Origin of the sequence: Cedecea colo (genome assembly GCF_011808225.1) — a bacterium.
GTDB classification, from domain to species: domain Bacteria; phylum Pseudomonadota; class Gammaproteobacteria; order Enterobacterales; family Enterobacteriaceae; genus Dryocola; species Dryocola colo.
Map to the genome: position 1 here is coordinate 201956 of NZ_SOYS01000002.1, position 26693 is coordinate 228648.

Consider the following 26693-nt stretch of genomic DNA (forward strand, 5'->3'; position numbering starts at 1 on the left):
TGCGGTTTTCCGTGTTGATACTTGTTAGCGCAAGGAATTTTGCGGAATTACCATTTTTGTCTGAAAGAACATCCACGCAGCAATGGCGTAAGACGTAATGTACTTTCAGGCAGTTAGCGGGCTGCGGGTTGCAGCCTGGCCGGTAAATGGAATCAACGCTTGCGAAACTATTTCCAGGACTTGTTCCCACGATAATTGCGCTGTATTTCCGTATGAAATACAGGCTACCGACACTTTGCGCCTCTCAGCAAGCGACAACCGTGAGGTTGGCGACTGTGCGTTTAGTCACGAGGCCATCGGTTCATTCCCGGTCAGCGTTACCATGCCCGTAGCTCATCACCAATGTAAGAATAATGAGTAAGTTACGATGAAAAGAATGCTAATAAACGCAACTCAGCAAGAAGAGTTGCGTGTCGCCCTTGTAGATGGGCAGCGTCTGTACGATCTGGATATTGAAAGCCCAGGTCACGAACAGAAAAAGGCCAACATCTATAAAGGAAAAATCACCCGCGTTGAACCAAGTCTGGAAGCGGCGTTTGTAGATTACGGCGCGGAACGTCATGGTTTCCTCCCCCTGAAAGAAATTGCCCGCGAATATTTCCCGTCTAATTATTCATCACACGGTCGCCCGAACATTAAAGACGTTCTGCGCGAAGGCCAGGAAGTGATTGTCCAGATTGATAAAGAAGAACGTGGCAATAAAGGCGCAGCCTTAACCACCTTTATCAGCCTGGCCGGTAGTTATCTGGTGCTGATGCCGAACAACCCACGTGCCGGCGGTATTTCACGCCGCATTGAGGGTGACGACCGTACCGAACTGAAAGAAGCGCTTTCTTCTCTGGAACTGCCGGACGGCATGGGCCTGATTGTACGTACTGCCGGCGTGGGTAAATCCGCTGAAGCGCTGCAATGGGACTTAAGCTTCCGCCTGAAACACTGGGAAGCTATTCTTAAAGCCGCTGAGAGCCGCCCTGCTCCGTTCCTTATTCACCAGGAAAGCAACGTTATCGTGCGTGCCTTCCGCGACTATCTGCGTCAGGACATCGGTGAGATCCTTATCGATAACCCGAAAGTACTTGAGCTGGCTCGTCAGCACATCGGCGCGCTGGGTCGTCCGGATTTCAGCAGCAAAATTAAGCTCTACACCGGTGAAATTCCGCTGTTCAGCCATTATCAGATTGAGTCGCAGATTGAGTCCGCTTTCCAGCGTGAAGTCCGTCTGCCGTCCGGTGGTTCAATTGTTATCGACACCACCGAAGCCCTGACCGCTATCGATATTAACTCCGCTCGCGCAACCCGCGGTGGTGATATCGAAGAGACGGCCTTTAACACTAACCTTGAAGCAGCCGACGAAATCGCCCGTCAGCTCCGCCTGCGTGACCTTGGCGGCCTGATTGTTATCGACTTTATTGATATGACTCCGGTTCGCCACCAGCGTGCGGTTGAAAACCGTCTGCGCGAGGCTGTGCGTCAGGACCGTGCCCGTATCCAGATCAGCCATATTTCTCGCTTCGGCCTGCTGGAAATGTCCCGTCAGCGCCTCTCCCCGTCACTGGGTGAGTCAAGCCACCATGTGTGTCCGCGCTGTAGCGGTACCGGCACAATTCGTGACAACGAATCCCTGTCGCTCTCCATTCTGCGCCTGATTGAAGAGGAAGCGCTGAAAGAGAATACCCAGGAAGTCCACGCTATCGTTCCGGTGCAGGTTGCCTCTTACCTGCTGAACGAAAAACGTGATGCGGTAAGCGCCATTGAAACCCGTCAGGGTGGCGTAAAAGCCATTATCGTGCCAAACGATCGAATGGAAACGCCGCACTACTCCGTTTTACGCGTGCGTAAAGGCGAAGAAACCAAAACGCTAAGCTACATGCTGCCGAAGCTGCATGAAGAAGAGATGGCAATGCCTTCTGATGAAGAGCACGCCGAGCGTAAACGCCCGGAACAGCCAGCGCTTGCCACTTTCGTGATGCCAGACGTGCCGGCAGCTCCGCCGGAAGCAGCGCCTGCGGCGAAACCTGTAGCCGCGGCTAAAACCGCAGCGCCTGCACAACCTAAAGCGCCAGCGCAGCCTGGGCTTGTTAGCCGCATCGTCAGCGCGCTGAAAAACCTATTTGCCGGTGAAGCTACCGTTGAGAGCAAAGAAGTTAAAGAAGAGAAGCCTGCTGAGACGGCAACGCAACGCCAGGGTCAGGAGCGTCGTAACAACCGCCGCCAGAACAACCGTCGCGATCGTGGCGATCGCACCAACCGCGACCGTGATAACCGTAACGAAAATCGCGAGGTTCGTGAAAATCGCGAGGTTCGTGAAAGCCGCGAGCCGCGTGAAAATCGTGAAGAAAACCGTCGCAATCGTCGCCAGGGCCAGGGTCAGCAGCAAACCGCAGAAGTTCGTGAAACTCGCCAGAACGTAGCGGAAGAAGTTGAAAAACCGAAAGCACGCGACGAGCAGCAGCCGCGTCGCGATCGTAACCGCCGTCGCAACGATGACAAACGTCAGGCGCAGCAGGAAGTTAAAACGCTGCAACGCGACGAAGTCGTTGAAGTCGAAGCCGAGCAGGAAGAACGCGTTCAGGTTATGCCGCGCCGTAAACAGCGCCAGCTGAACCAGAAAATTCGTTTCGAATCCGTTGAAGATATTGCTGCAGCTCAGGCGGCAGCGGCGGCTCAGGAAGCAGCAGCTCCGGCGCAGCAGGCTACAGCGGCGGCTCAGGAAGAAGCAGCCCCGGCGCAGGCGGTCGATACGTCTCACACCGAGCTGGCTACTATTCCTTTGCCAGCCGTGGTTGAAGCACCCGCAAGCGAGCAGGACGAGAACGGCGATTCACGTAATGACGCTAATGGTATGCCGCGTCGTTCACGTCGTTCCCCACGCCACCTGCGTGTCAGCGGCCAGCGTCGTCGTCGCTATCGTGATGAGCGTTACCCAACCCAGTCTCCAATGCCGTTAACCATTGCCTGCGCATCGCCTGAGCTGGCATCCGGTAAAGCCTGGATCAGCTATCCAATTGCCCGTCAGGACGTTGCGGCGCAGGAAGAAGTGCAGAACGACGCTGTTGTGGAAGAAGCACAGGTTACAGCAGCCGTTCAGCAGCCAGAAGAGGTTGCGATTTCTGAGCCCGTAGTTCAGGAGACGCCAGTGGCTGAGCCAGTCGTTGAAACTACGCATCCGGAAGTGATTGCGACGCCGGTTAGCGAACAGCCTCAGCTTATCGCCGCGCAGGACGAAGTGGTCGCTGAACAGGTGATTGAAGAAGTGGCTCCAGCTGAAGTTGAAGCGTCGCCAGAAGCTGCTCAGACGGCAGAAATGGCAGAAGTTGCCCCTGTGGTAGTGGAACAAACTGCCCCGGAAGCACCGGTTGCAACCGCTGAAGAGAGCAAACCAGCGCAATCAGAACCTGAAGCGGTTGTTAAAACGATGCCTGCTGTAGAGCCAGCGGCAGCGCCTGTACCAGTTCCACACGCTGTTAAGCACGCCACAGCGCCAATGACGCGCGCTCCTGCACCTGATTACACGCCAGAGCCAGCGCGTACAAGCGACTGGGTCCGCCCGGACTTTGAGTTTACCGGCCGTGGGTCTGCGGGTGGCCATAGCGCAACGCATCAGGCGACAGCGCCGGCGACTCGCCCACAAAGCGCCGAGTAATATCAGCCGCTTAGCAAAAGCCGGTCAGGCAACTGACCGGCTTTTTTTATGCCTGTGCTCCTCCTGAATTGCGGATAAAAAAAAGCCCACTCCGCGGTGCGGAAGTGGGCACATGATGCGTGTCCAGTTTCATGACACGCCCAAAGACAAAAACTATTACGAATTCAGCTGGAACAAAGACATGCCCTGCATATCCGTAAACGCTTTATACGCCGCCTGAAGCGCGGCCTGCTGCATGGTGTAAGAGGAAATTGTTGAATTCCAGTCAACGTCAACCAGGCTGCTCATCTGCGTCTGCTGGTCTACCGCGCGGTCATCGCCTAATGAGTCCAGAGCGCTTAACTCGTTTAGCTGGGTACCCAGTTCTGAACGTACGGTCAAAACGTTGTTAAGCGAGTTCTTAAGGCCGCGGTTAGTTTTATCAATCACTGCGGTTAAATCGGCCTTCTGATCGTCATCAAGATCTGCAGTCGGAGTGTTTAGGGCAGCGATAGCCGTATCAAGCATTTTGAACAGATCGGTTTCAGGATCGGTATTATCCGGTTCCGCTATCGCATTGCTGGTGATGGTATTGAAAACCTGAGCGCCCGTGTGGCCGATTGTCATCGTACGGGAGGCGTCCACGGATTGTGTAATAGCCGTTTTACCGCCATCGTAGCTAACCCCTTCTGCTCCATCACTAAAAGGAGCCGTTTCGGTTTTGTAACCTGCGAAAATATAGCGGCCGTTACCGTCGGTGCTGTTTGCCAGGTTCAGGATCTGATCGCGAATCCCGCTAATCTCCGTTGCCAGAGAAGCACGGTCATCATCACTTAACGTTCCGTTACCTGCATTAACAATCTTTTCCTGCGCGGTTTGAATCGCGGTCGTCACCTGTGACAGCACGTTTTCTTCCAGCGAAACTTTTTGTGTCGCAAAAGTTCGGGCCAGCGCGTACTGGCTGGTTTGAGACTGGGCCTGTGACAACACTACCGCCTGGGAAGCCGCAACCGGATCGTCAGAAGGTCTGTTGACCCGCAGGCCGGTCGACATTTGTTCACCATAGCCCAGCCATGTGCTCTGGGCGTTAGTCACGCCGCGCATAGTCTGGTCGTACATCATCTGAGTACTGATACGCATTCGCTATGATTCCTCAGTTATTGAATTGATGAGAGCAGCGCATCGAATATACTTGATGCGGTTTGTAGAACCTGTGCGTTAGCCAGATAGTACTGCTGATAACGTTGCAGGTTGCCATACTCTTCATCCAGGTTAACCCCGGAGATGGATTGCTGCTGATTGCTAAGCTGAGTCACCACATTGCTTTGCGTGGTGCTGGTAACTTCAAGGCTGGCCGTTTTATTCCCGATATCGCTGATAAGGCCCGCATAGGCGTCGTTAAACGATTTAGAGCCTCCGACTTGTTTAGCCGTTTGCAGAGCGAGTAAAGCCTGCGCGTTGCGGTTATCGCTGTCGCCCGCATCGGATTCAGAAGCGAGCGCAAGTTTACTTTCATCAGTAATCTCCACGCTCATGTTCACTATGGCGTTAGCCACCGGTTTCACGGTAAAGCTGTCGTTTGCCTTAGCCGTGCCGCTGAGGTCAATTTTCAGCCCATCAAATTCCAGGCCGGTAACATCACCATCAGCATTCTTTTCCTGCGTTGCGCTAATGTTAGCGTTATCAGACAAGCGAGTAACCTGCCAGCCTGAATCGCTGAATTCGACTTTATAGTCGCTTGCCTGAACTTCTGAACTATTTTCAACGGTTGCCGTCAGCTCAGCTGTGCCTTTATTTTTCGCGTTACTGAGCACTGACGGGCTGCCAATGTCAAACAGGGCTCCACCCTTAACACCATTGGCATCATAACCCTCGGCATGTTGCTGGTTAATAGAATCAGCAAATGACAACGCCAGTTGCCCAAGGCTATTACGTGCCTTGTCGAGATCCTGACTACGGAACGTTAATATTCCACCCAACGAACCGGTGGTTAACTGGCTTTCAGGAATTTCAACCGTGCCGGAAACTTTGTCTACGTAAGCTACGGTGAGCCGTGAAGAATCGGCGCTGGACGGCACGGCCGCAAGCTGCTTCGCGGTGCTTCCCTGTACCAGGGAAGTCCCGTTAGCGATTGAAACGTTATAACTGCCGCTGTCCTGCACGCTGACTTCTACGCCAACAATCTGGTTCAGATCGCTGACCAGTTGGTCACGCTGATCGAGCAGGTCGTTTGGCGCAGCGCCCCCGCTGATACCTTTCAGACGAGAAATCTGATCGTTCAGGTTCGCGATTTGTGAAGCATAGTTATTGATTTGTTCGACGCTGCTCTGGATTGTGCCGTTAATCTGCTTATCCTGATCGCGCAGATACTGATCCATCACTTTAAACTGGTTCACCAGCCCTTCAGACTGGCCAAGCAGCGCCTGACGAGCCGCCGAATCTTCGGCGTTACTGCTCAGCGTTTGCAGGCCGGTAAAGAAACTTTGCATGGTCGTTGCCAGCGTATTAGTCGTGCCGGAGAACAGGTCATCAATTTTTGACATTTCCTGATATTGCGTACTCAGGCCGCTGTTTTGAGTTTGCGCTGCACGAAGCTGGTTAGTAATAAACGCATCGTATTCACGTTGCACGCCGCTTACGTACACCCCGTTTCCTGTATAGCCACCGGCTCCCAGGGTGCTGTTGGTCTGAGACAGTAATGTCGTCTGGCGGGTATAGCCCGCTACGTTATAGTTCGAAATGTTATTACTGACGGTGTTCAGCGCCGCCTGAGCAGCACTCAGGCCACTCATGGCACTGTTAATCAGGCTACTGGACATGAAGGTTCCTTAAGCACGTATTGTCACGGGTCTGTCGAGTAGTATCGGCAGCCCACCGCAGGACTTGAGTTTAATCAGAACAAATTTGACAGATCGTTGTTATAGGCTTTAGCGACTTTATCGCTCATGGCTTTCATCTGCTGAATCATGCCCGTAAGCTTGCGCGCGTAGTTCGGATCGGTGGCATAACCGGCTTTCTGCAATGCCTGAGCGCCCTGCTCTGGCGTGCTGGCGTTGGTCACAGCGGCGTAGCGCGGGTTGCGGGTCAGCATCCCTACATAGTCGGAGAGCGCCTCAAGATACGAGCCGTATACGCGGAATTTGGCTTTAACTTTTTTTGACTCGCCGTTTTCGTATTCAGTCGTGGTGATTTCCGTCACCGGCCCCTTCCATCCGGCGGAGGCCTTCACGCCAAACAGGTTGAAACTCGGCTCGCCATTAGCGGTGAGGATTTGTCGTTGCCCCCAGCCGGACTCCAGCGCAGCCTGCGCCAGAATCAGGTGATGAGGAATGCCGCTTTGCTCGCTCGCCAGACGCGCCGGGAGCGAAAGCTGCGCGAGAAAGTCTTTGCTGTCACCGCTAAGCGGCTCTTCGTTGGAAGGCGCTTTGGGGATGGCCTGACGCACCATCTGCGTGAGCGTTTGATTCTGGAAGCTGGTCACCGTCGACAAATCAAACTTCATAGGTACTTTGCCCGCCTCTTCCGACGGGTCGGCGTTTTCACCCATCTGCTTGACCATCATATCCGCAAGCCCCAGCCCTTTGGCGCTGAGCTGCTGCGCGATCTGCTGGTCATACATGCTGGTATACATGCGTGACTGATCGCTGCTGAAAATGCCGTCTTTCGGCAGCGCCTCACGCATGCTTTTCAGCATCATCTGCACGAACATCCCCTCCACCTGGCGGGCAACTGACTTCAGATTGCCCTTTGGATCTTGTCCGGCCTTCGCTTTCAGCTCGTTAAGAGACGTTGCATCCCACGCGGCATTAGCCAGTGACTGGGTATCGTTGAGCATCAGATGATTTCCACTTTTGCACGCAGGCAGCCCGCGCTTTGCATGGATTGCAGAATCGACATCAGTTCCATTGGCGTCGCGCCAAGCGTATTGAGCGCACGCACCACGTTGTTCAGGTTGGCGCTGGAGCGCACGCTTTGCAGGGCGCCGCCGCTCTGGCGTAAATCGATTTGCGTTTGCGGCGTGACAACGGTCTGCCCGCCGCCGAATGGCGTATCCGGCTGGTTAACCTGATTTTGCCGGTTAACGGTGACGGAGAGATTCCCCTGCGCGATGGCGCAGCTATCCAGCGTGACTTCACGGTTCATCACTACCGAGCCGGTACGGGAGTTAATAATGACTTTCGCATCCTGAACCGCCACGTTAACTTCAAGATTCTGAATATCCGCCAGGAAACGCACCTGTGAACTGTTGCCGCTCGGGACACGTATCTGAATCGTGCGGGCGTCCAGCGCGGAAGCGCTGCCGTAGCCGCGGGAACGGTTAATGGTATCGGTGATTTGCTGAGCGAGGGTGAAATCGTCGTCGTTGAGCTGCAAATTAATAACGTTGCCCTGGCCGAAGGTGCCCGGTAGCTCACGCTCGATGACCGCGCCATTGGTGATGCGTCCGCCGTTAAGCTGGTTCACCTGCACGCTGCTTCCCCCGGCGGCCGCACCCGCGCCGCCGACTAGAATGTTACCCTGCGCCAGCGCATAAACCTGGTTATCCACCCCTTTCATCGGCGTCATCAGCAGCGTCCCGCCGCGCAGGCTTTTGGCATTGCCCATCGAAGAAACCACAACGTCGATATTCTGCCCGGATCGCGCAAAAGCAGGATACTTTGCCGTCACCATAACGGCGGCAACGTTCTTAAGCTGCATGTTGGTGCCGGCCGGCACGGTGATCCCCATCTGCGAAAGCATGTTATTCAGGCTTTGCGTGGTGAAAGGCGTTTGCGTTGTCTGATCGCCGGTGCCGTCAAGGCCTACCACCAGACCATAGCCAATCAGGGAGTTTTCCCGTACGCCCTGCACGCTGGTCAGGTCGCGAATACGATCGGCCTGGACAAGTGATGACATCAGCATCAGCACTGCGAATAAATATTTGACCATGATACCCCTCGCTTACATCGGCGATAAATTAAGGAAGAAGCGCTGCAGCCAACCCATGTTCTGCGCTTCATTGATATAGCCGTTACCGACATATTCGATACGGGCATCTGCCACCTGAGTGGATGCCACGGTATTGCTGCCGCTAATCGTGCGCGGGTTCACCACGCCTGAGAAGCGAATGAATTCGGTGCCCTGATTGATGGCGATTTGTTTTTCACCCACCACATGCAGGTTGCCGTTAGCCAGCACCTGATCGACCGTTACGGTCAGCGTGCCGCTGAAAGTATTGCTGGCGTTCGCGCCACCTTTACCGCTAAAGGTGTTGCCGCCCGAGCCGTCAATGGATGCGCGATTGTTGCCAAACAGGCCTTCGAGATAACGCGGCGTGGCGTCCAGGCCGAAGTTGGTTTTACCGTCGCGGCTGGCATTAGCTGAAGAGCTCTTGCTGGCACTGACATTTTCCTGAAGCTGGATGGTCAACGTATCACCTACGTTACGCGGACGACGATCTTCAAACAGCGGTTGATAACCGTAGTTCACGGGCTGCGCGGTCTGGAAAATAGATCCGTTAATCACGGGCGCAGGGCCGGGTACCGGCTGGGCAGTCGTGGCCCCTTCAACCAGAGGTTTGGTGGGTATCAGGGCGCAGCCGCTTGTTGCCAACACCAGACACATCACGACAGGACGAAGTACCATAGGTTTTTGCATTGCTTTCATCTTCAGGTTTCAGCCGCCGACGCGCGCCAGCGCGCCGGCAAACTTCTTACAGTTGCGTCAGTTTTTGCAGCATCTGGTCCGTGGTAGAGACCGCTTTGCTGTTGATTTCATAGGCGCGCTGAACCTGGATCATATTCACCAGCTCTTCAGCGACGTTCACGTTCGAGGTTTCGACGTATCCCTGATACAACAGCCCTGCTCCGTTTAGCCCCGGCGTACTTTCGTTCGGCGTACCGGAAGACTGGGTTTCGGCATAAAGGTTTTCACCCAGGCTTTCCAGCCCGGTGTCGTTCATAAAAGTAGTCAGGTTAAGCTGACCTACCTGAACAGGCTGTGCCTGGCCCTGTTGGCTCACGCTCACGACGCCGTCACGCCCGATGGTTATCGTCAGGGCATTGGCCGGAATAGTGATCGCCGGCTGAATCTGGAAACCGCCCGAGGTAACCAGCTGGCCGTTCTGGTCTACCTGAAATGAGCCATCACGGGTGTAAGCGCTTGAGCCATCCGGCAGCTGGACCTGGAAGAAGCCCTGGCCTTTGATGGCCACGTCTTTGCTGTTGCTGGTCTCAGACAGGTTACCCTGGCTGTGCAGACGCTCGGTCGCCACCGGGCGAACACCGGTACCGATTTGCAGACCGGACGGCAGCGTGGTTTGCTCAGAAGATTGCGCCCCCGGCTGACGAACGGTCTGGTAGAGGAGATCTTCAAATACCGCGCGCTGACGCTTAAAACCGTTAGTGGAGACGTTTGCCAGGTTGTTGGCAATCACATCCATGTTGGTTTGTTGGGCGTCGAGGCCCGTTTTGGCGATCCATAAAGAACTGATCATGTTGAATTCCTGTTATTTCCGCGACGGCTACTTAGCTCATCGACAGCAGTTGGTTAGCACGCTGCTCGTTTTCATCGACGCCTGAGATAATCTTCATCTGCATCTCAAAACGACGGGCGTTGGCAATCATGTCAGTCATTGCTTCCACGGGCTTTACGTTGCTGCCTTCCAGCACGCCGGGCATCACCGAGATGGTCGGGTCAGCCTGCAAAGTCGCGCCACGCGCGGCCTGCGCTGTCGGATTCAGACGGAAGAAACCATCGTCGCCACGCATCACTTCCTGACCGGTCGCTTTGACTAACTTCAGGCGGCCAATGGGCGCCACGGTATTAGGCGCATCGCCCGCGTTCAGAGACGAGATTGTCCCGTCAGCGGCAATGGTAATCTCAGCGCCTTCGGGGACAGCAATCGGCCCGCCGTCACCCATAACCGGTTGCCCGTTGATGGTCAACTGGCCGCCCGGGCTCACCTGCATATTACCGTTGCGGGTATAGGCCTCGGAGCCATCCGCAGTTTGTACCGCCAGCCAGCCGTCTTGCTGCAGGGCGACATCCAGCGGACGCTGGGTGTAATCAAGCTGTCCCTGGCTCATATCCGCCCCGGGAGTCGAGGCGGCGACGAGCGTACGGGTTGGCAACGATTGACCTTCTACCGGCACCGCGCGCAGGGCATTGAGCTGCGCGCGAAAACCAGGTGTGGAGGCGTTTGCCAGGTTGCTGGCCGTCACCGCCTGTTGATTCAGCGTCTGACTTGCCGCGCCCATGGCGGTATAAATTGCGTGATCCATTAAGCCATCCCGTCAGATGATTAGCGCAGGTTAACCAGCGTGTTGAGGATCTGATCCTGGGTTTTGATGGTCTGCGCATTCGACTGATAGTTACGCTGCGCGACGATCATGTTCACCAGTTCTTTGCTCAGATCGACGTTTGAGGACTCCAGCGCGCCGCTGGTGAGGGAACCGAAGTTGCCTGTACCCGCGGTGCCCAGCAGCGCAACGCCTGAAGAGTTGGTCGCGGCCCAAACGTTGTCGCCCTGGGACGCCAGCCCTTCCGGGTTTGCGAAGTTAGACAGCACGATCTGGCCCAGCAACTGAGTCTGTTCGTTGGAGTAGTTGCCTACTACCGTACCGTCGTCGTTGATCTGATAGCTCACCAGGTCGCCTGGCTTGTAACCATTCTGGCTGGTCGCCACGATGTTGTTCGAGCCGGTGTTCTGCTGCATGGAGTTCAGGAAGCTGAGAGAGAACGTTGCGGGATTGGCGCCGTTTACCGTACCGGTGGTGATATCGATCTGCGGCTGTGTGTTGGCAGCACCTTCAACAAGTTTTGTTGGATCAGCCGAATCCTTAACGTAATTATTTACTGATTTCAGATTGCCGTTGTCATCGAAGTTCATTACCGCAGTTTGCGTTGCCTTAGAATTCGCAACGCTTGAATCTTGGGTCCAGACATCCCATTTATTGTCTGCTGTCTTAACGTAATAGATGTTTTCATCATGGGCGTTGCCCTGGCTGTCATAAACGGTGACGCTGCCTTTTTTGTTGTACGTATCTGAATCAGTGGCATCAAACGGGGTTTTCGTCGGAACGCTATCAGTAGAGTTCAGGTTGATTTGCATAGCAGCGCTGGTGGTCGTTTTAGCGGCCATCAGCGTGTTCGGCACGGACAGCCCAACCGGGTTTGCGCCCTGCTGGATGGTTGGCGGAGTGCCGGTTGCCGGATAGCCGGTCAGCTGCATGCCCTGCATGTTAACCAGATTGCGGTTTTCATCCAGCTGGAACTGGCCGTTACGGCTGTAATACACGGAACCGTTGTCATCGACCAGACGGAAGAAACCGCTCTGGCTAATGGCAACGTCCAGGCCGCGCCCGGTGCTGGTGGTGGTGCCGTCGTTAAAGTCCTGGGTAATGCCCGCAACTTTTACGCCCAGACCCACTTTAGAACCGGCAAACATATCCGCAAAAGAAGCGGTACCGGCTTTAAAGCCGTAGGTGGCGGAGTTGGCAATATTGTTGCCAATCACGTCCAGGTTAGTGGCCGCAGCATTCAGGCCGCTGACCGCTTGAGAAAAGGCCATATCTTACTCCTGCAAAGGTTAAAGGCTTAAATAATCTGCCTGATTTCGTCGAGGGTGGTGGTCCCATAGGTACCGAGATCCAGCGAGGTTGAACCATCGGTATTGTTGGTCACGCCGTTGACCAAAGCGAAGTTAAGCGGCTGCGCCACCAGTTGAGTACTGCCGTTACTAGCAGCAATTGATACGTTATAGGCACCGTCTGGCGCGGTAGTGCCATCGGTCATGCTGCCGTCCCAGGTAAAGGTATGAACACCTGCGGTCAGGCTGCCGATATCAATGGTGCGTACAACTTTACCGCTGCTGTCTGTAATAGTGGCGGTGACTTTATCGGCGGCCTGCTCCAGCTCAACGCCAAACGGCGTGGTTGCATCGCTGCCAGCCAAAATTTTTGTGCCTGGGATCATGACGCCATGACCAATCAGGGTCGTTGCCTGTACCTGCTGATTACTGGTCAACTGGCCTGAAACCGATCCAAGCGTGGTATTGAGTTTTTCGATGCCGCTAAGCGTACTGATTTGCGCAAGCTGCGAGGTCAGTTCGTTATTTTCCAGCGGGTTCGTTGGATCCTGATTTTTTAACTGGGCCACTAACAGCGTCAGAAAACTGCTCTGCAGATCCGAAGCGCTGCTTGTCGAGGTGGTTGAGATACTCGAGGTACTGCTGGCGGCACTGGTAGTGTCATTCACATTAACGGCGATAGACATGTGTTACTCCTTTATTGACCGAGAGTCAGGGTTTTCAACATCATGCTTTTCACGGTGTTGAGCACTTCCACGTTGGCCTGATAGCTGCGCGAGGCGGACATGCTGTTTACCATCTCCTCCACCACATCCACGTTCGGCATCCGCACATAACCCTTTGCATCCGCCAGCGGGTTGCCTGGCTGATAAACCAATTTGTCAGGATCCTGGCTTTCCACCACGTCACTAACTTTTACGCCGCCCGTTTCCGCTCCCGGGGCTGCATCGAGCTGAAAAACAACCTGCTTTGCGCGATATGGCTGGCCGTCTGGCCCGGTTGCACTGTCGGCGTTTGCCAGATTGCTGGCCGCGACGTTCAAACGCTTGGACTGCGCCGTCATTGCCGAACCGGCGATATCAAAAATATTCAGTAACGCCATGATTAATTACCCTGTAGCACGGACATCATGCTTTTAATTTGTCCACCCAGCACCTGCAGATCGGACTGATATTTCAGGCTGTTATCCGCAAATTGCGTACGTTCCCTGTCCATATCGACGGTATTGCCGTCCATTGATGGCTGGTCAGGAACACGGTAGAGAAGATCCATCTGCGGAACTGACTGGGTTTGCGCCGGGATATGGCGGGAAGAGGTCAGCGCCAGCGTTACGCCGCTGCCTTCTGCGCGCCCTCGATCCATCACTTTTTTCATTTCGCTGGCAAAATCGATGTCGCGCGCCTGAAAACCGGGCGTATCCGCATTGGCGATATTTGCTGCCAGAATTTCCTGACGCTGGGCACGCAAATTAAGCGCTTCCTGCTGAAATTGCAGCGCAGCGTCCAGTTTGTCGAGCATATTCCCTCCGCATAATTAGGATTTGTCCGACAGCTTACGGCCCCTTACGCGTGCGTTATCGACGGAATAAGCACAAAATGCATCGCTATTTGTCGCCTTGATCAATTCCGCCAGCGGTTAAAATCACTGCAACCTGAACAAGGAGAAACGTCATGAAGAGTCTGAAAATCTGGGGCGGCATCACGGTATTGCTGGCCGCACAGCTGGCAAACGCAAGCCGGCTTGATACGCCGTTAACCCAGTTTTTCCAACAGCGTCTGGCGGGAATAAGTGACGAAGTATCGGTGACGGTTAAAACGCCCGATGCTCAGCTACCTGCCTGCCCGCTCCCCGACTTCGTGATGCCGAACAATGGCCGGATGTGGGGCAACATTAGCGTTCAGGCTCGCTGCGGGAACGATAAGCGCTATATTCAGGTTGCTGTTATCGCCCAGGGAGATTATGTTGTCGCAGCCCAGGCTTTAGCGCGAGGCACCGTGCTTAACGAAAGTAATGTGCAAATGAAGCGCGGGCGTCTGGATCAGCTTCCTCCGCGCGCCATGCTAAACATTAACCAGGCAAACAATGCGGTGACGCTAAGAGACTTCGCGCCGGGCCAGCCGATTATGCTGTCGATGGTGCGCCAGTCCTGGCGGATTAAAGCCGGTCAGCGCGTGCAGGTAGTGGCGGCAGGCGAAGGCTTTAGCGTGAATGGTGAAGGCCAGGCATTAAACAATGCGGCTGTGGCGCAAAATGCTCGCGTGCGCATGTCCTCAGGGCAGATAGTGAGCGGTACGGTGGATGCTGATGGGAATATTCTGATTAACCTGTAATCTTTTTAAAGATTCTGCGGCGGCTGCCGATAAATAGTTAACAATGATTTTGACAGGCTCCCCGCCGTGAGCCCCCTCGATGAGGATAAAAAAATGAGCATTGATCGCACGTCGCCCTTAAAACCGGTAAGCACCGTTCAGCCGCGCGAAACTACCGATACCCAGGCGCAAAAAAATCGTCTGGAAAAAAGCCCGACGGCCAATAGCACCAGCGTCACGTTAAGCGATGCACAAGCTAAGCTGATGCAGCCTGGCACCAGCGACATTAATATGGAACGTGTGGAAGCGCTGAAGACAGCCATCCGTAACGGTGAGCTGAAAATGGATACCGGCAAAATCGCCGATGCGCTGATTCAGGAAGCCCAGGGCTATTTACAGAGTAAATAATTGCATGAGTCGTCTGTTAGAAGTGCTGGATCAAATGACTGCGGTGCTCAATTCACTCAAAGAAGTGATGGACGCTGAGCAGCAACAATTGTCTGCAGGCCATGTAAACGGCAGCGCATTGCAACGCGTTACTGAAGATAAAAGCTCGCTGCTGGCGACGCTTGACTATCTTGAACAGCAGCGGCGCGAACTGCAAAACCAGGAGGCAGCTTCCGGCACGGATGTCAGCCAGCGCTGGCAGACGATTACGCAAAAAACGCAGCACTTGCGCGATATTAACCAACATAACGGCTGGCTGTTAGAAGATCAGCTAGCGCGTAATGAGCAGGCACTTGCCGTACTTAAGCCGCACCAGGAACCCAATCTTTATGGGGCTGATGGACAGACCACGACGGTGAATCGTGGCAGTAATAAAAAAATAAAAATTTAACCCATCCCGCCAAAGAACAACGCCATTAACCTGAGCGTTGCGATTTTTCAGACGGCGGGTTTAGCACTACAAAATGCCCTCCCCCCTTCCGGGTGAGGGCATTTTTTATGGGTAACGCGGCCGGACGCCCCGTAAGACCCCGGCCTGCAGGCTCCTCTTATCGAGGCAGCGCTTTGAGGATCTTCATGGTCGCATCCACGTCAATTTCATCTTCTGAGAAAATGTGCGTGGTGCCCTGGAAGGTGGTAACCGCAAGCTTCTTAAGCGCGCGCATCTCACCGGCTTTTTTCTCTTGTTTCGGACGAATGCTGTTCATCAGCAAACCGACCGACAGAACCGCGTTCTCTTTATCAACCTTCGCGTCCGCAGGCACTTCTTCGCTATACGCGAGGAAGGATTTGATGGAGGTGATTTTAATCCGCTCGCCGGCAATAAAGATGTATTTGCTTTCCGGCTCCACCTTCACCGCATACGCCGACAGGCCTTTATTGTTGGTGCCAGGCTCAAAGGTCACCGCCGCATCTTTTTTGATTAGCTCAGGATTGGCGACTTTAATCACGTGAAAATAACGGTTATCGCCGTTTTCATCTTTGATAAAACCAAAACCTTTTTCTTCAAACCAGGTTGTGATTGTCCCGTTCATCGCTTTACCGCCTAATTAATCGTTCATATGCCAAATTTTGCAGCGCGCAGTTTAATGCAGAACGCGCGCGCCGACCATGCCTTTGATGCACGGCCAACATCACAATTATAGGGTGCGACGGGCGAAATCTTTGACTTTAAAGCCCAGCAGCATCAGCGTGGCAAAATACGCCGCTATGCCGGCAACGACCACCGCCATCAAACGCGCCAGACGATATGCCATATTACCGATGTCCCATGCGGGCATGATGTGCATCATACCCAGCAGCACCGCCGTCATGACGATGACCGCAACAAGCAGACGCCAGAGGAACGCGGCCCAGCCCGGCTGAGGCTGGAAAATATCCTGCTTGCGCAACTGCCAGTACAGCAGGCTGGCGTTAATGCAGGCAGCGAGGCCAATCGACAGCGACAGCCCGGCATGTTTCAACGGCCCGATAAACGCCAGGTTCATCAACTGCGTGAGGATTAGCGTGACAATCGCAATTTTAACCGGCGTTTTAATATCCTGCCGCGAGTAGAAACCGGGCGCTAAAACCTTCACCACAATCAGCCCCATCAGCCCGATGGAATAGGCTACCAGCGCACGCTGCGTCATGGCGGCGTCAAACTCGGTAAATTTGCCGTACTGAAACAATGAAACGGTGAGGGGTTTTGCCAGCACCCCTAAAGCCACCGCGCTCGGCAGCGCCAGCAGGAAGCACAGGCGTAAGCCCCAGTCCATCAAACGCGAATATTCATCATGGTTGCCGCTGGCGAAGCTTTTAGCGAGCGACGGCAGCAGTATGGTGCCAAGCGCCACGCCAAGCACCCCGGATGGGAACTCCATCAGACGATCGGCGTAATACATCCAGGACACCGAGCCGGAGACGAGGAACGACGCGAAAATGGTATTGATGATAAGCGAGATTTGGCTAACGGATACGCCCAGGATTGCCGGTCCCATCTGCCTGATAACACGCATCGCGCCCGCGTCTTTCAGATTGATGCGCGGCAGCACCAGCATGCCAATTTTCTTCAGATGCGGCAGCTGATAAGCCAGTTGCAGCACGCCGCCCACGGTGACCGCCCAGGCCAGCGCGAGGATCGGCGGGTTAAAGTGCGGCGCGGCAAACAGCGCAAAACCGATCATGCTGAGGTTGAGGAACGTAGGCGCAAAAGCCGGAACGGAGAAACGGTTCCAGGTATTGAGAATGGCCCCCACCAGCGACGCCAGCGAGATAAGCAGAATATACGGGAAGGTGATGCGCAGCAGGCTGGAAGTCAGCGCAAATTTATCCGCGGTGTCGGCAAAGCCGGGTGCCGTCACCAGAATGACCCACGGCGCGGCAATCATGCCGATTACCGTGACGATGGCCAGTGCCAGAGTAAGCAATCCTGAAACATAAGAGACAAACACGCGCGTCGCGTCTTCGCCCTGCTTACTTTTGTACTCCGCCAGAATCGGCACAAACGCCTGCGAGAAGGCGCCTTCGGCAAAAATACGCCGCAATAAATTCGGTAATTTAAATGCCACAAAGAAGGCATCCGTCGCCATTCCTGCGCCAAACACCCTTGCCACAATGGCGTCGCGTGCAAATCCCAGCACGCGTGAAAACATGGTCATCGAGCTGACGGCAGCCAGTGATTTTAAGAGATTCATTTATTATGCGCTTCCACAAACATCAACGCCTGCAACGGCAGGCGTTCAAACTGGTGACAAATCATACCGTTACGATATGAACATGCGACACCAGACAAATAATCAGGAAAATCAATTTGTTGATTTTCAGCAGCTCCGCCACAAAGAAGGAAAAACCCCGTTTTTCCTTCTTTATCAGTAATATCAACGCCTGCAACGGCAGGCGTTCAAACTGGTGACATATCTCATGCCGTTACGATATGAACATGTGGCACCAGACAAATCATCAGGAAAATCAATCTGTTGATTTTCGGCAGCCTTTATCAGTAACCTGAACGCCTGCGGCGCAGGCGTATCAAAATTCTGGAGCGTAGTCTACCGATACGTCGCTGAATTGCTACCCTCAGTTGCGTCAGGATTATTCGCTCATCGTCTCGCGCCAGAGCTTTTCAACCACGCTTTGCGCCAGCAGCGCCTGTTCGCCGGAAGTTTCAGGAACCGTCTGATTTGCCACGCATTCAAGAAAATGACGCGCGCAACCCGCGAACCCGCGCTGTTCAAGCGTGCTCTGCCAGCCCGGCACCGGGCGATGCACAACGCCCGCCCCGCACTCTTCACGCCAGTCGCGCATGTCCGTCACATCAAAAAGCCCGCCGTCGGTCACGGCCTGCACCCACTCACGTTGGCTACCGGCACGACGGTGCATGCTGGTGGTGATTTGCAGATGTCCTTTCGCGAAATGATGCTCGGCAAACAGCATTTGTCCTTGCTCGTTGGTCGTGAGCGTTCCGCTTTGCAATTGCGCCTCGCCGCCCGCCAGCCACAGCGCGGTATCCACTACGTGCAGATAGTCATCAAGCAGCGTAAAACGCAAATCGTTTGGCCCGACGCTGTCGGCGCGGTGTTTATCCATGCGCAGCGACGCGCCGGTTGCCAGCTTCGCCTTTAGCTCCTGATAGAGCGGTGAAAAGCGGCGGTTGAAGCCCACCATTAGCGTGCGTTTTTTGCGTTCGGCAAGCGCCACCAGCCGCTCGGCATCCGCCAGGTTTTCCGCCAGCGGTTTATCCACGCAGACGTTAACGCCTGCCTGTAACAGTTCACTGACCACCGCGAAATGGGTGCTGGTTGCGCTATGGACAAACACAGCGTCACACTGAGCGGCGAGATCGGCCATGGAAGAAATATAAGGGATTCGATACGTATCACAGATCTTCTGCGCTTTTGCTTTGGTCGGAGAAAACGCTCCCTGCAACGTCCAGTCGCCCGCGGCGCTTAACACCGGAAGCCAGGCCTTTTGCGCGATCCCACCAAGGCCAACTACGCCTACTTTCAGCTTGCTCATCTTTTAATCTCCCAGGTGCGCGAGCAGTGAATCGAGGCGCTGTTTTAGCTCCGCCACTTCGGTTTCAAGTTGTTCTACACGTGCCGTCAGGTCTCCGGCGGGCTCCGCTCTGGCGCTGGAGCCAACGGCCTGCGCCGGCGCCTCACCGCTGAACAGGTGCATATAACGGCTTTCGCGTTTTCCCGGTTCGCGAGGCAGACGCACAACAAACGGGCCATCTTCACGGCTTGCCAGCGTCTCCAGCGTATTTTCTACCTGCGGCATATCGCTAAATTCATACATCCTGCCGGCGCGACTGCGCAGTTCCCCCGGCGTTTGCGCGCCGCGCAGCAGCAAAGTCGTGATAACGGCCACTTCTGCTGGCGTGAGTTTCAAATCGCCAAATTCAGAGTTACAGAAGCGCTGCTCGTATTTAGTAACGCGATTCCCAAAGCCGCTCACGGTGCGCAGATAGTGGCGTCTGACCAGGTTATCCAGCGTCTCCTGCACCTCATGCTCTTTAAGTTCCATGACCGGTTCGCGATTGCTTTTCTGGTTGCAGGCTGTCACCACGCCGTTGACGGACATCGGATACTGTTCCGGTGTGGTGACCTGTTTTTCCAGCAAACTGCCTATCACGCGCGCTTCTGGCGCGGTTAACTGATATTTCATCTCATATCCTCAACGGCCCGGGGTCCAGGCTTTTGTCGTCAGCGCCGTCAGGACGTGATCTCGCCAGACGCCGTCAATCAGCAAATAATCTTTGGCATAGCCTTCTTTTTCAAATCCCAGACGCGCCAGCAGGTCGCCGCTGCGCTGGTTATGCGGCATATAGTTCGCCATGATGCGGTGAATATGCTGGCTGCGTTGCATATAGCGGATGGCGGCGGTCAGGGCTTCAAACATCAGCCCCTGCCCCTGCCATTTTTCACCCAACGAATAGCCAAGGTAGCAGGCATGGAACGAGCCGCGCACGACGTTTGAGAAATTCGCCACGCCGCGGATCTCTTTTTCATCTTCATCAAGCAGGGCGAAATAACAGGCGCTGCCGGATTTATGCATCTCGCCTATCATGCCCAGGCGGGCTTGCCAGCCAGAGGGATAGCAGTGGCTGTCATCGCGGACGGGTTCCCAGGGTTTTAAAAACTCGCGGTTTTCAGCGTAATAGTCAGCCAGCCGCCAGGCATCTCTGTCATAGACCAGACGTACCACCAGCCTGTCGGTTGTCAAACGCACTTTCGGCACGTTGCTGCGGTAACCAAACATGTTCTCCAGCTCCTCACATCCCACGATTTTATAAGCCCATGTTAATTACTATACCTGCCCCTGTGGGAGGAAGGAAAACAACAACATGCGGCGCGTGATAGTTTTTTCGATGAAAGGGTTCAATCGAACCCGAAGAACGATAAAAAAATATTGTCATCCGACATGCTGTCAAAAAACGTAAAGGCGATGGAGAATAGATTTCTGTCACGTTTCAGGGATTCCCGGGAGGGGAAATGTCACGGGTGGCGCAGGCACGGAGCCTGGGTAAATATTTCCTGTTGCTCGATAATATGCTGGTGGTTTTAGGCTTTTTCGTCGTTTTCCCTTTAATTTCTATCCGTTTCGTTGACCAGATGGGCTGGGCAGCGTTGCTGGTGGGTATCGCCCTTGGCCTGCGGCAGCTTACCCAGCAAGGCCTGGGTATTTTTGGCGGCGCCATTGCCGATCTTCTGGGCGCCAAACCGATGATCGTCACCGGCATGCTGCTGCGCGCGGCAGGTTTTGTGCTGATGGGGATCGCCCATGAACCCTGGGTACTGTGGCTCTCCTGCTTTATCTCGGCCATTGGCGGCACGCTCTTTGATCCTCCACGCGCGGCGCTGGTGGTTAAGCTCGTGCGCCCGCATCAGCGAGGCCGCTTTTTCTCGCTGCTGTTGATGCAGGACAGCGCGGGGGCGGTAATTGGCGCGCTGCTCGGCAGCTGGCTGTTGCAGTACGATTTCCGCCTCGTCTGCGCTGCCGGTGCCGTGATGTTTATCATTTGTGCTGCGGTGAACGCCTGGCTGCTGCCCGCCTATAAACTTTCGACCGTTCGCACGCCGATGCTTGAAGGCATGGGCCGCGTATTGCGCGATAAACGCTTTGTCGCCTACGTGCTGACGCTGGCCGGCTACTACATGCTGGCGGTACAGGTGATGTTGATGCTGCCCATTATGGTCAACGAAATTGCCGGAACGCCTGCGGCGGTAAAATGGATGTACGCCATTGAAGCCACGCTTTCGTTAACGCTGCTCTACCCGATTGCCCGCTGGAGCGAAAAGCGCTTCCGCCTGGAACAGCGTTTAATGGCCGGTCTGCTGCTGATGACGCTCGCCATGCTGCCTATCGGCCTGACCAGCACTTTGCAGCAGCTTTTCACCTTAATCTGTGTGTTTTATATCGGCTCTATTATTGCTGAACCGGCCCGTGAAACGCTTGGCGCATCGCTTGCTGATGCCAGGGCGCGCGGAAGCTATATGGGGTTCAGCCGTCTGGGGCTTGCCATCGGCGGCGCGTTTGGTTATGCGGGCGGCGGCTGGCTTTTTGACGCCGGGAAGCGCATGAATCAGCCTGAGTTGCCGTGGGTTATGCTGGGTATTATTGGTTTCATTACGCTGCTCGCGTTGTGGTGGCAGTTCAGCCTGAAGCCGGTCGCACCTTCCATGCTGGAACCGGACGCGTAGTTTGCGGGCTTAAGCGTTCTCTTCCATACTGGATTGTTAATGGATTTTGTCCACCACCAGCAGTAAATGGAGGAGAGCGTGAAATTATATATTTATGACCACTGCCCGTTCTGCGTGAAAGCGCGCATGATTTTTGGCCTGAAGAATATTCCCGTTGAGCTCAACGTCCTGTTAAACGACGATGAAGCTACCCCAACGAAGATGATTGGCCAGAAAATGGCGCCGATACTGCAAAAAGACGATAGCCGTTACCTGCCCGAAAGCATGGATATCGTGCATTACGTCGACAAACTTGACGGCAAACCGCTGCTGACGGGCCCGACTAATGCGGCCATTGGTGAATGGCTGCGTCAGGTGAATAACTACGTGCAGCATCTGCTGTTGCCGCGCATCGCTAAAGCCCCTTTCGATGAGTTTGCCACTCCTGAAGCACGCGCTTATTTCATCAAAAAGAAAGAAGGCATGATTGGCTCGTTCACCGAGCATCTTGCGCACTCGCCGGGGCTTATTAAGAAAATCAGCGATGATTTACGCAAGCTTGATAAACTTATCGTGCAGCCTAATGCCGTCAACGGCGAACTGTCCGAAGATGATATCCAGCTCTTTCCGCTACTGCGCAACCTGACGCTGGTTGCCGGCATTGAATACCCAAGCCGGGTCCGGGACTATCGCGACAATATGGCAAAACAAACGCAGGTCAATCTGCTCTCCTCTATCGCCATCTAATCCGCAGCCGGCCTCGCGCCGGCATTTCATCTTTTTCCTGTAGTACGGCTTGCGCTGGCGCGCCATGCTGCTTTGTGTCAGGATCTGACGCCTAAGCAGGAAGTTGAGGAACCCATGAAGAAGATTATTTTTGCCGCCGCGCTGATACTTAGCGGTTTAGTCGTGGGCTGCAATCAGCTCACCCAATATACGATCAGCGAACAGGAAATTAACCAGGCGCTGGTTAAACGAAACAACTTTTCTAAGGATATTGGTCTGCCGGGCGTCGCCGATGCACATATTGTGCTGACTCATCTCGCCTCAGCCATCGGCCGTGAAGAACCGAACAAGGTCACGCTGACGGGGGATGCGAAGCTGGACATGACCTCGCTGTTCGGCAATCAGAAAGCGAATATTAAGCTCAAGCTAAAGGCCCTGCCCGCTTTTAATAAAGAACAAGGCGCCATCTATTTGCAGGAGATGGAAGTGGTGGATGCCAGCGTCGAACCAGAAAAAATGCAGGCCATTTTACAGACCATCATCCCTTATCTGAATCAGTCGTTGCGCAGCTATTTCAATCAGCAGCCCGCTTACGTGTTAAGCGAAGATAAAAGCTCTGGTGAAGCGTTGGCGAAAAAATATGCCAAAGGCATCGAAGTGAAGCCTGGCGAAATCATCATTCCTTTCATCAAGTAATCCGTGCCGCTCAGGGCAGGCTTCCCGCTGCTCTGAACAACCTTCTTAGCAAAAGGCGCAACAAAGGCGTGCAAACGAAAACGTTTACGCCTATCCTTAGTGCCCGGCATAAAACCAGCCCAAAGTTGACTGATTTTCCCATCCAGCCGGAGCACTTTCATGACCGTATTACCTCAGGTATTAAAAATTCGCCGCCCAGACGACTGGCACGTTCATCTTCGCGATGGAGAAATGCTGAAAACTGTGGTGCCTTTGACGTCTGAAACCTACGGTCGCGCGATTGTTATGCCTAATCTGGTGCCGCCGATTACTACCGTGGATGCCGCCATCGGTTATCGTCAGCGTATTCTGGATGCCGTGCCGCAGGGCCACAAATTCGAACCGCTGATGACCTGCTACTTAACGGATTCACTGGATCCGAACGAAGTGGAGCGCGGCTTCAACGAAGGCGTGTTTACCGCCGCCAAACTCTATCCGGCCAACGCCACCACCAACTCCAGCCATGGGGTGACCAGCACCGCGGCGATTATGCCTGTGCTGGAGCGGATGCAGAAAATCGGCATGCCTTTGCTTATCCACGGCGAAGTGACCCAGGCCGAAGTTGATATTTTCGACCGTGAAGCGCGCTTTATTGAGACGGTGCTTGAGCCGCTGCGCCTGCAGTTGCCGGGCCTGAAAGTAGTGTTCGAACACATCACCACTAAAGACGCGGCGCAGTATGTGCAGGAGGGTAACTCTCTGCTGGGTGCGACCATTACGCCACAGCATCTGATGTTCAACCGTAACCACATGCTGGTTGGCGGCATACGTCCGCATCTGTACTGCCTGCCGATCCTGAAACGTAGCATTCACCAGGAAGCCTTACGTGCGCTTGTGGCGAGCGGCTGCGATCGCGTGTTCCTGGGAACGGATTCCGCGCCCCACACTCGCCATCGTAAAGAAGCAAGCTGCGGATGTGCGGGCTGCTTCAACGCGCCTTCTGCGCTCGGCGCGTATGCGAGCGTCTTTGAAGCGCTGAACGCCTTCGAACACTTCGAAGCTTTCACTTCACTTAATGGCCCACGTTTCTACGGCCTGCCGGTGAACGAAGAGTCTATCGAGCTGGTGCGCGAGCCGGTATTAATCCCTGAAACTATTGCCGCAGGCGATGACTCTGTTGTGCCGTTCCTTGCCGGCGAACAGGTGGCCTGGTCTGTAAAAACATAAATTTTTTACGCCCCCTGTTGCAGGATGCACGTTAAGACTGTATAAATAAACAGTATATTGTACAGGGGGTTGTTATGCGTATCGAAGTGACCATTGCTAAAACCACGCAGTTACCGCCAGGGGCCGTTGACGCTCTGGCTCACGAACTAACTCGCCGTATCACCCAGCACTTCCCGGAAACCAGCAACCATATCCAGGTGCGTTATGCCGCAGGTAACAACCTTTCGGTGCTGGGTGGTGCAAAAGAAGATAAAGACCGCATCAGTGAAATTCTCCAGGAAACCTGGGAGAGCGCCGATGACTGGTTTTGCGCAGATTAAATAAAAATTATCCCTCATAGTTCTATTTTTGCCGGGTGTCGCCATCCGGTTTTTTTCATTCCCGTCTCTCCAGCCGATTATTTTTCAGGCACTATTCTGATTGCCATCGCTAATTGGCAGAAATATTCGAATTATTTGCCGCTTTATTGTTCAGTCAGCCTCAATCATGTGATAAAAGTGTTGCAGGGTATTTATTTCTACCGCGAAATAGCTTAATCATTGATATACTTAACTGGCTTCACATTTAACAAGCATTAAACCTCGCCAGCCGTTGTCTTAAACACACGCACATAAGGGGTTATGATGGAAAAAAATAGTGATGTAATTCAGACTCATCCCCTTGTCGGATGGGACATCAGTACCGTAGACAGCTACGATGCGCTGATGCTGCGCCTGCACTACCTGACATCTAATAAGCACAAGCAAGATGAAACTGAGATTGGCCAGACGTTATGGCTTACCACGGACGTTGCCCGGCAGTTTATTTCTATTTTAGAGGCCGGCATCGCAAAAATTGAATCCAGTGAATACCAGGTAAACGATCATCGTAAGCATTGATTGTCGATGCTACTGTTAAAAGCCCAGGGCACCTTCGCGGTGCCTTTTTTATTTTTTACGCGCCTTTAATTGCCTGCTATTTGAGAATTAATTACCCTGCTAGTGATATTACCCGAGAGAGAAAAGCGACATGCATTATGATCTTATCATCGTGGGCAGCGGTTCAGTCGGGGCTGCGGCAGGCTGCTATGCCACCCACTCCGGGCTGAAGGTTTTGATGATCGACAGCGCCCACCCGCCTCACCAACAGGGCAGCCACCATGGCGACACCCGGCTGATGCGTCATGCCTATGGCGAGGGCGAGAAATACGTCCCGCTGGTGCTACGCGCGCAGAAGCTATGGGATGCGCTGGAGCAGATTAGCGGCGAAAAGCTTTTTCATCGCACCGGGGTTATTAATCTTGGCCCTGAAAACTCAACTTTTATCTCTACCGTACAAAGCAGCGCGGAAAAATTCTCCTTACAGCTTGAAAAGCTGGATGCCCGCGCCGTGACGGAACGCTGGCCGAACATCACCGTGCCTGAGGGTTACGTAGGTTTATTCGAGCCGAACTCCGGCGTCCTGCGCAGTGAACTCGCCGTGGCTACCTATATTCGCCTGGCAAATCAGGGCGGCTGCGCCCAGCTTTTTAACTGCCCGGTGACGGACATACGCCATACTAATGAAGGCGTCGTCGTAGAAACAGCAGAAGGTGAATATACCGCCAGCAAGCTTCTGGTAAGTGCGGGAACCTGGGTCACTAAACTGCTGCCGGATTTGCCGGTCACCCCGGTACGCAAAATCTTCGCATGGCATCAGGCGGATGGCCGTTACAGCGAGGAAAACCGCTTCCCTGCGTTTACCGGAGAAATGCCGGACGGCAGCCAGTATTACGGTTTCCCGGCCCGGGATAACGAACTCAAAATCGGCAGGCACAACGGCGGCCAGGTGATTAGCGAGCCGGAACAGCGCAAGCCCTTTGGCGCGGTTGCCAGCGACGGTAGCGAAGTCTTTGGCTTTCTGCGTAAGTTTCTGCCGGGCGTAGGCGTTTGCCTGCACGGCGCGGCCTGTACTTACGATAACTCTCCCGATGAAGATTTTATTATCGATACCTTACCCGGCCATGACAATACGCTGGTCATCACCGGCCTTAGCGGGCACGGCTTTAAATTCGCCTCCGTGCTGGGCGAAATTACCTGCCAGTTTGCCCAGGGTAAAACGCCTGACTTCGATCTTTTACCCTTCTCGCTGTCCCGCTTTAATTAACGCCTGAGCAGGGCTTACCCGAAGGTGGCCCTGCCGTTAACCGGACTATGTATGCATCTATTTATTCACTTTTTATCAATAACGTTCGGGAACACTTAATTCTGTATCTTATTTTATGGCCTTTGCTGGCCTTCATAGATGCCGCTTATCTTTATTTTAACTAAGCATAGCCGCCGCCGTAATATTGACAATAACTGACGATAAACTGAGACAACTATACTTTTCATGCAAATAATTAGATAATAATTATTCACCCATCGGCCCATAGTATCGCTCTCTCACTGCCGTTAAATGACGAAACATCCTGTCCGTCATTCTCTCCCGATGAATGC

28 protein-coding genes are annotated in these 26693 nt (G+C 54.1%); 12 read left to right on the forward strand and 16 right to left on the reverse strand.

Annotated elements, in window-relative coordinates:
* Positions 1-367 precede the first annotated feature (367 nt).
* Complete coding sequence (gene rne / locus E2L00_RS05320; protein WP_167608049.1) at positions 368-3643, forward strand: ribonuclease E; 3276 nt, start codon at positions 368-370, stop codon at positions 3641-3643.
* Positions 3644-3799: 156 nt separating this feature from the next.
* Here the strand turns inward: rne and flgL are convergent, their stop codons facing one another.
* The 11 genes from flgL to flgB form a co-directional block, all read right to left on the reverse strand.
* Complete coding sequence (flgL, locus tag E2L00_RS05325; RefSeq protein ID WP_167608051.1) at positions 3800-4762, reverse strand: flagellar hook-associated protein FlgL; 963 nt, start codon at positions 4760-4762, stop codon at positions 3800-3802.
* Between the two features lie 17 nt (positions 4763-4779).
* Positions 4780-6441, reverse strand: a complete 1662-nt coding sequence (gene flgK, locus E2L00_RS05330) for a flagellar hook-associated protein FlgK (RefSeq protein ID WP_167608054.1) — start codon at positions 6439-6441, stop codon at positions 4780-4782.
* 74 nt (positions 6442-6515) lie between these two features.
* Positions 6516-7457, reverse strand: coding sequence for a flagellar assembly peptidoglycan hydrolase FlgJ (gene flgJ, locus E2L00_RS05335; protein WP_167608057.1), 942 nt, complete (start codon positions 7455-7457; stop codon positions 6516-6518).
* Positions 7457-8551, reverse strand: coding sequence for a flagellar basal body P-ring protein FlgI (locus E2L00_RS05340; RefSeq protein ID WP_167608060.1), 1095 nt, complete (start codon positions 8549-8551; stop codon positions 7457-7459). Before E2L00_RS05340 ends, flgJ begins: the two co-directional genes overlap by 1 nt.
* Positions 8552-8563: 12 nt before the next feature.
* The gene (gene flgH, locus E2L00_RS05345) at positions 8564-9259 is read right to left on the reverse strand and encodes a flagellar basal body L-ring protein FlgH (RefSeq protein ID WP_167608062.1); all 696 of its coding nucleotides are present in this window, start codon (positions 9257-9259) and stop codon (positions 8564-8566) included.
* Positions 9260-9314: 55 nt separating this feature from the next.
* Positions 9315-10097: a flagellar basal-body rod protein FlgG gene (gene flgG, locus E2L00_RS05350; protein ID WP_167608065.1), complete on the reverse strand. Its 783-nt coding sequence runs from the start codon at positions 10095-10097 to the stop codon at positions 9315-9317.
* Positions 10098-10128: 31 nt separating this feature from the next.
* The gene (locus E2L00_RS05355; protein WP_167608068.1) at positions 10129-10884 is read right to left on the reverse strand and encodes a flagellar basal body rod protein FlgF; all 756 of its coding nucleotides are present in this window, start codon (positions 10882-10884) and stop codon (positions 10129-10131) included.
* A gap of 20 nt (positions 10885-10904) precedes the next feature.
* On the reverse strand, positions 10905-12173 hold the full coding sequence (gene flgE / locus E2L00_RS05360) for a flagellar hook protein FlgE (protein WP_167608070.1): 1269 nt from the start codon (positions 12171-12173) through the stop codon (positions 10905-10907).
* Positions 12174-12199: 26 nt separating this feature from the next.
* The gene (flgD, locus tag E2L00_RS05365) at positions 12200-12877 is read right to left on the reverse strand and encodes a flagellar hook assembly protein FlgD (RefSeq protein ID WP_167608073.1); all 678 of its coding nucleotides are present in this window, start codon (positions 12875-12877) and stop codon (positions 12200-12202) included.
* Positions 12878-12888: 11 nt separating this feature from the next.
* A complete protein-coding gene (gene flgC, locus E2L00_RS05370; RefSeq protein WP_167608075.1) occupies positions 12889-13293 on the reverse strand; it encodes a flagellar basal body rod protein FlgC in 405 nt (134 codons plus the stop codon).
* A 2-nt stretch (positions 13294-13295) separates the two neighbouring features.
* Entirely contained in the window at positions 13296-13709 is a 414-nt protein-coding gene (gene flgB, locus E2L00_RS05375; protein WP_167608078.1) for a flagellar basal body rod protein FlgB, read from the reverse strand.
* A 152-nt stretch (positions 13710-13861) separates the two neighbouring features.
* Between flgB and flgA the strand changes: the two genes are divergently transcribed.
* The 3 genes from flgA to flgN all read left to right on the forward strand — a co-directional run bounded on the left by flgA (position 13862) and on the right by flgN (position 15338).
* Positions 13862-14521 carry a flagellar basal body P-ring formation chaperone FlgA gene (gene flgA, locus E2L00_RS05380; protein ID WP_167608080.1) on the forward strand — a complete coding sequence of 220 codons (660 nt, stop codon included), beginning with the start codon at positions 13862-13864 and terminating at the stop codon, positions 14519-14521.
* Between the two features lie 93 nt (positions 14522-14614).
* The gene (gene flgM, locus E2L00_RS05385; protein ID WP_167608083.1) at positions 14615-14908 is read left to right on the forward strand and encodes a flagellar biosynthesis anti-sigma factor FlgM; all 294 of its coding nucleotides are present in this window, start codon (positions 14615-14617) and stop codon (positions 14906-14908) included.
* 4 nt (positions 14909-14912) lie between these two features.
* Positions 14913-15338 carry a flagella biosynthesis chaperone FlgN gene (flgN, locus tag E2L00_RS05390; RefSeq protein ID WP_167608086.1) on the forward strand — a complete coding sequence of 142 codons (426 nt, stop codon included), beginning with the start codon at positions 14913-14915 and terminating at the stop codon, positions 15336-15338.
* 157 nt (positions 15339-15495) lie between these two features.
* Here flgN and E2L00_RS05395 read toward each other — a convergent pair whose 3' ends face one another.
* From E2L00_RS05395 to rimJ, 5 genes are all read right to left on the reverse strand, one after another.
* Positions 15496-15981 (reverse strand): cold-shock protein, encoded by a 486-nt coding sequence (locus E2L00_RS05395; RefSeq protein WP_167608089.1) that lies wholly within the window; start codon positions 15979-15981, stop codon positions 15496-15498.
* Between the two features lie 105 nt (positions 15982-16086).
* Positions 16087-17622: a murein biosynthesis integral membrane protein MurJ gene (murJ, locus tag E2L00_RS05400; protein ID WP_167608092.1), complete on the reverse strand. Its 1536-nt coding sequence runs from the start codon at positions 17620-17622 to the stop codon at positions 16087-16089.
* Between the two features lie 397 nt (positions 17623-18019).
* Entirely contained in the window at positions 18020-18943 is a 924-nt protein-coding gene (locus E2L00_RS05405; protein WP_167608095.1) for a Gfo/Idh/MocA family protein, read from the reverse strand.
* A gap of 3 nt (positions 18944-18946) precedes the next feature.
* Entirely contained in the window at positions 18947-19594 is a 648-nt protein-coding gene (locus E2L00_RS05410; protein WP_167608096.1) for a YceH family protein, read from the reverse strand.
* 9 nt (positions 19595-19603) lie between these two features.
* A complete protein-coding gene (rimJ, locus tag E2L00_RS05415; protein ID WP_167608099.1) occupies positions 19604-20188 on the reverse strand; it encodes a ribosomal protein S5-alanine N-acetyltransferase in 585 nt (194 codons plus the stop codon).
* A gap of 233 nt (positions 20189-20421) precedes the next feature.
* Between rimJ and mdtH the strand changes: the two genes are divergently transcribed.
* The 8 genes from mdtH (at position 20422) to E2L00_RS05455 (ending at position 26525) form a co-directional block, all read left to right on the forward strand.
* On the forward strand, positions 20422-21630 hold the full coding sequence (gene mdtH / locus E2L00_RS05420) for a multidrug efflux MFS transporter MdtH (protein WP_167608102.1): 1209 nt from the start codon (positions 20422-20424) through the stop codon (positions 21628-21630).
* Positions 21631-21708: 78 nt separating this feature from the next.
* Positions 21709-22356 (forward strand): glutaredoxin 2, encoded by a 648-nt coding sequence (gene grxB, locus E2L00_RS05425; RefSeq protein WP_167608105.1) that lies wholly within the window; start codon positions 21709-21711, stop codon positions 22354-22356.
* Positions 22357-22470: 114 nt separating this feature from the next.
* Positions 22471-23031 carry a lipoprotein gene (locus E2L00_RS05430; protein ID WP_167608107.1) on the forward strand — a complete coding sequence of 187 codons (561 nt, stop codon included), beginning with the start codon at positions 22471-22473 and terminating at the stop codon, positions 23029-23031.
* A 159-nt stretch (positions 23032-23190) separates the two neighbouring features.
* A complete protein-coding gene (gene pyrC / locus E2L00_RS05435) occupies positions 23191-24237 on the forward strand; it encodes a dihydroorotase (protein ID WP_167608110.1) in 1047 nt (348 codons plus the stop codon).
* Positions 24238-24311: 74 nt separating this feature from the next.
* Positions 24312-24557: a DNA damage-inducible protein I gene (dinI, locus tag E2L00_RS05440; RefSeq protein ID WP_167608113.1), complete on the forward strand. Its 246-nt coding sequence runs from the start codon at positions 24312-24314 to the stop codon at positions 24555-24557.
* A gap of 303 nt (positions 24558-24860) precedes the next feature.
* Entirely contained in the window at positions 24861-25115 is a 255-nt protein-coding gene (gene bssS, locus E2L00_RS05445) for a biofilm formation regulator BssS (protein ID WP_167608116.1), read from the forward strand.
* Positions 25116-25245: 130 nt separating this feature from the next.
* Positions 25246-26361, forward strand: coding sequence for an N-methyl-L-tryptophan oxidase (gene solA / locus E2L00_RS05450; RefSeq protein WP_167608119.1), 1116 nt, complete (start codon positions 25246-25248; stop codon positions 26359-26361).
* Between the two features lie 47 nt (positions 26362-26408).
* Positions 26409-26525: a DUF2770 family protein gene (locus E2L00_RS05455; protein WP_167608121.1), complete on the forward strand. Its 117-nt coding sequence runs from the start codon at positions 26409-26411 to the stop codon at positions 26523-26525.
* The last annotated feature ends 168 nt before the right edge of the window (positions 26526-26693 follow it).

What these genes read in the sequence shown, in the direction of transcription:
- rne (WP_167608049.1), top strand. Translation starts at nt 368, where the DNA reads ATGAAAAGAATGCTAATAAACGCAACTCAGCAAGAAGAGTTGCGTGTC.
- flgL (WP_167608051.1), bottom strand. Translation starts at nt 4,762, where the DNA reads ATGCGTATCAGTACTCAGATGATGTACGACCAGACTATGCGCGGCGTG.
- flgK (WP_167608054.1), bottom strand. Translation starts at nt 6,441, where the DNA reads ATGTCCAGTAGCCTGATTAACAGTGCCATGAGTGGCCTGAGTGCTGCT.
- flgJ (WP_167608057.1), bottom strand. Translation starts at nt 7,457, where the DNA reads ATGCTCAACGATACCCAGTCACTGGCTAATGCCGCGTGGGATGCAACG.
- E2L00_RS05340 (WP_167608060.1), bottom strand. Translation starts at nt 8,551, where the DNA reads ATGGTCAAATATTTATTCGCAGTGCTGATGCTGATGTCATCACTTGTC.
- flgH (WP_167608062.1), bottom strand. Translation starts at nt 9,259, where the DNA reads ATGCAAAAACCTATGGTACTTCGTCCTGTCGTGATGTGTCTGGTGTTG.
- flgG (WP_167608065.1), bottom strand. Translation starts at nt 10,097, where the DNA reads ATGATCAGTTCTTTATGGATCGCCAAAACGGGCCTCGACGCCCAACAA.
- E2L00_RS05355 (WP_167608068.1), bottom strand. Translation starts at nt 10,884, where the DNA reads ATGGATCACGCAATTTATACCGCCATGGGCGCGGCAAGTCAGACGCTG.
- flgE (WP_167608070.1), bottom strand. Translation starts at nt 12,173, where the DNA reads ATGGCCTTTTCTCAAGCGGTCAGCGGCCTGAATGCTGCGGCCACTAAC.
- flgD (WP_167608073.1), bottom strand. Translation starts at nt 12,877, where the DNA reads ATGTCTATCGCCGTTAATGTGAATGACACTACCAGTGCCGCCAGCAGT.
- flgC (WP_167608075.1), bottom strand. Translation starts at nt 13,293, where the DNA reads ATGGCGTTACTGAATATTTTTGATATCGCCGGTTCGGCAATGACGGCG.
- flgB (WP_167608078.1), bottom strand. Translation starts at nt 13,709, where the DNA reads ATGCTCGACAAACTGGACGCTGCGCTGCAATTTCAGCAGGAAGCGCTT.
- flgA (WP_167608080.1), top strand. Translation starts at nt 13,862, where the DNA reads ATGAAGAGTCTGAAAATCTGGGGCGGCATCACGGTATTGCTGGCCGCA.
- flgM (WP_167608083.1), top strand. Translation starts at nt 14,615, where the DNA reads ATGAGCATTGATCGCACGTCGCCCTTAAAACCGGTAAGCACCGTTCAG.
- flgN (WP_167608086.1), top strand. Translation starts at nt 14,913, where the DNA reads ATGAGTCGTCTGTTAGAAGTGCTGGATCAAATGACTGCGGTGCTCAAT.
- E2L00_RS05395 (WP_167608089.1), bottom strand. Translation starts at nt 15,981, where the DNA reads ATGAACGGGACAATCACAACCTGGTTTGAAGAAAAAGGTTTTGGTTTT.
- murJ (WP_167608092.1), bottom strand. Translation starts at nt 17,622, where the DNA reads ATGAATCTCTTAAAATCACTGGCTGCCGTCAGCTCGATGACCATGTTT.
- E2L00_RS05405 (WP_167608095.1), bottom strand. Translation starts at nt 18,943, where the DNA reads ATGAGCAAGCTGAAAGTAGGCGTAGTTGGCCTTGGTGGGATCGCGCAA.
- E2L00_RS05410 (WP_167608096.1), bottom strand. Translation starts at nt 19,594, where the DNA reads ATGAAATATCAGTTAACCGCGCCAGAAGCGCGCGTGATAGGCAGTTTG.
- rimJ (WP_167608099.1), bottom strand. Translation starts at nt 20,188, where the DNA reads ATGTTTGGTTACCGCAGCAACGTGCCGAAAGTGCGTTTGACAACCGAC.
- mdtH (WP_167608102.1), top strand. Translation starts at nt 20,422, where the DNA reads ATGTCACGGGTGGCGCAGGCACGGAGCCTGGGTAAATATTTCCTGTTG.
- E2L00_RS05430 (WP_167608107.1), top strand. Translation starts at nt 22,471, where the DNA reads ATGAAGAAGATTATTTTTGCCGCCGCGCTGATACTTAGCGGTTTAGTC.
- pyrC (WP_167608110.1), top strand. Translation starts at nt 23,191, where the DNA reads ATGACCGTATTACCTCAGGTATTAAAAATTCGCCGCCCAGACGACTGG.
- dinI (WP_167608113.1), top strand. Translation starts at nt 24,312, where the DNA reads ATGCGTATCGAAGTGACCATTGCTAAAACCACGCAGTTACCGCCAGGG.
- bssS (WP_167608116.1), top strand. Translation starts at nt 24,861, where the DNA reads ATGGAAAAAAATAGTGATGTAATTCAGACTCATCCCCTTGTCGGATGG.
- solA (WP_167608119.1), top strand. Translation starts at nt 25,246, where the DNA reads ATGCATTATGATCTTATCATCGTGGGCAGCGGTTCAGTCGGGGCTGCG.
- E2L00_RS05455 (WP_167608121.1), top strand. Translation starts at nt 26,409, where the DNA reads ATGTATGCATCTATTTATTCACTTTTTATCAATAACGTTCGGGAACAC.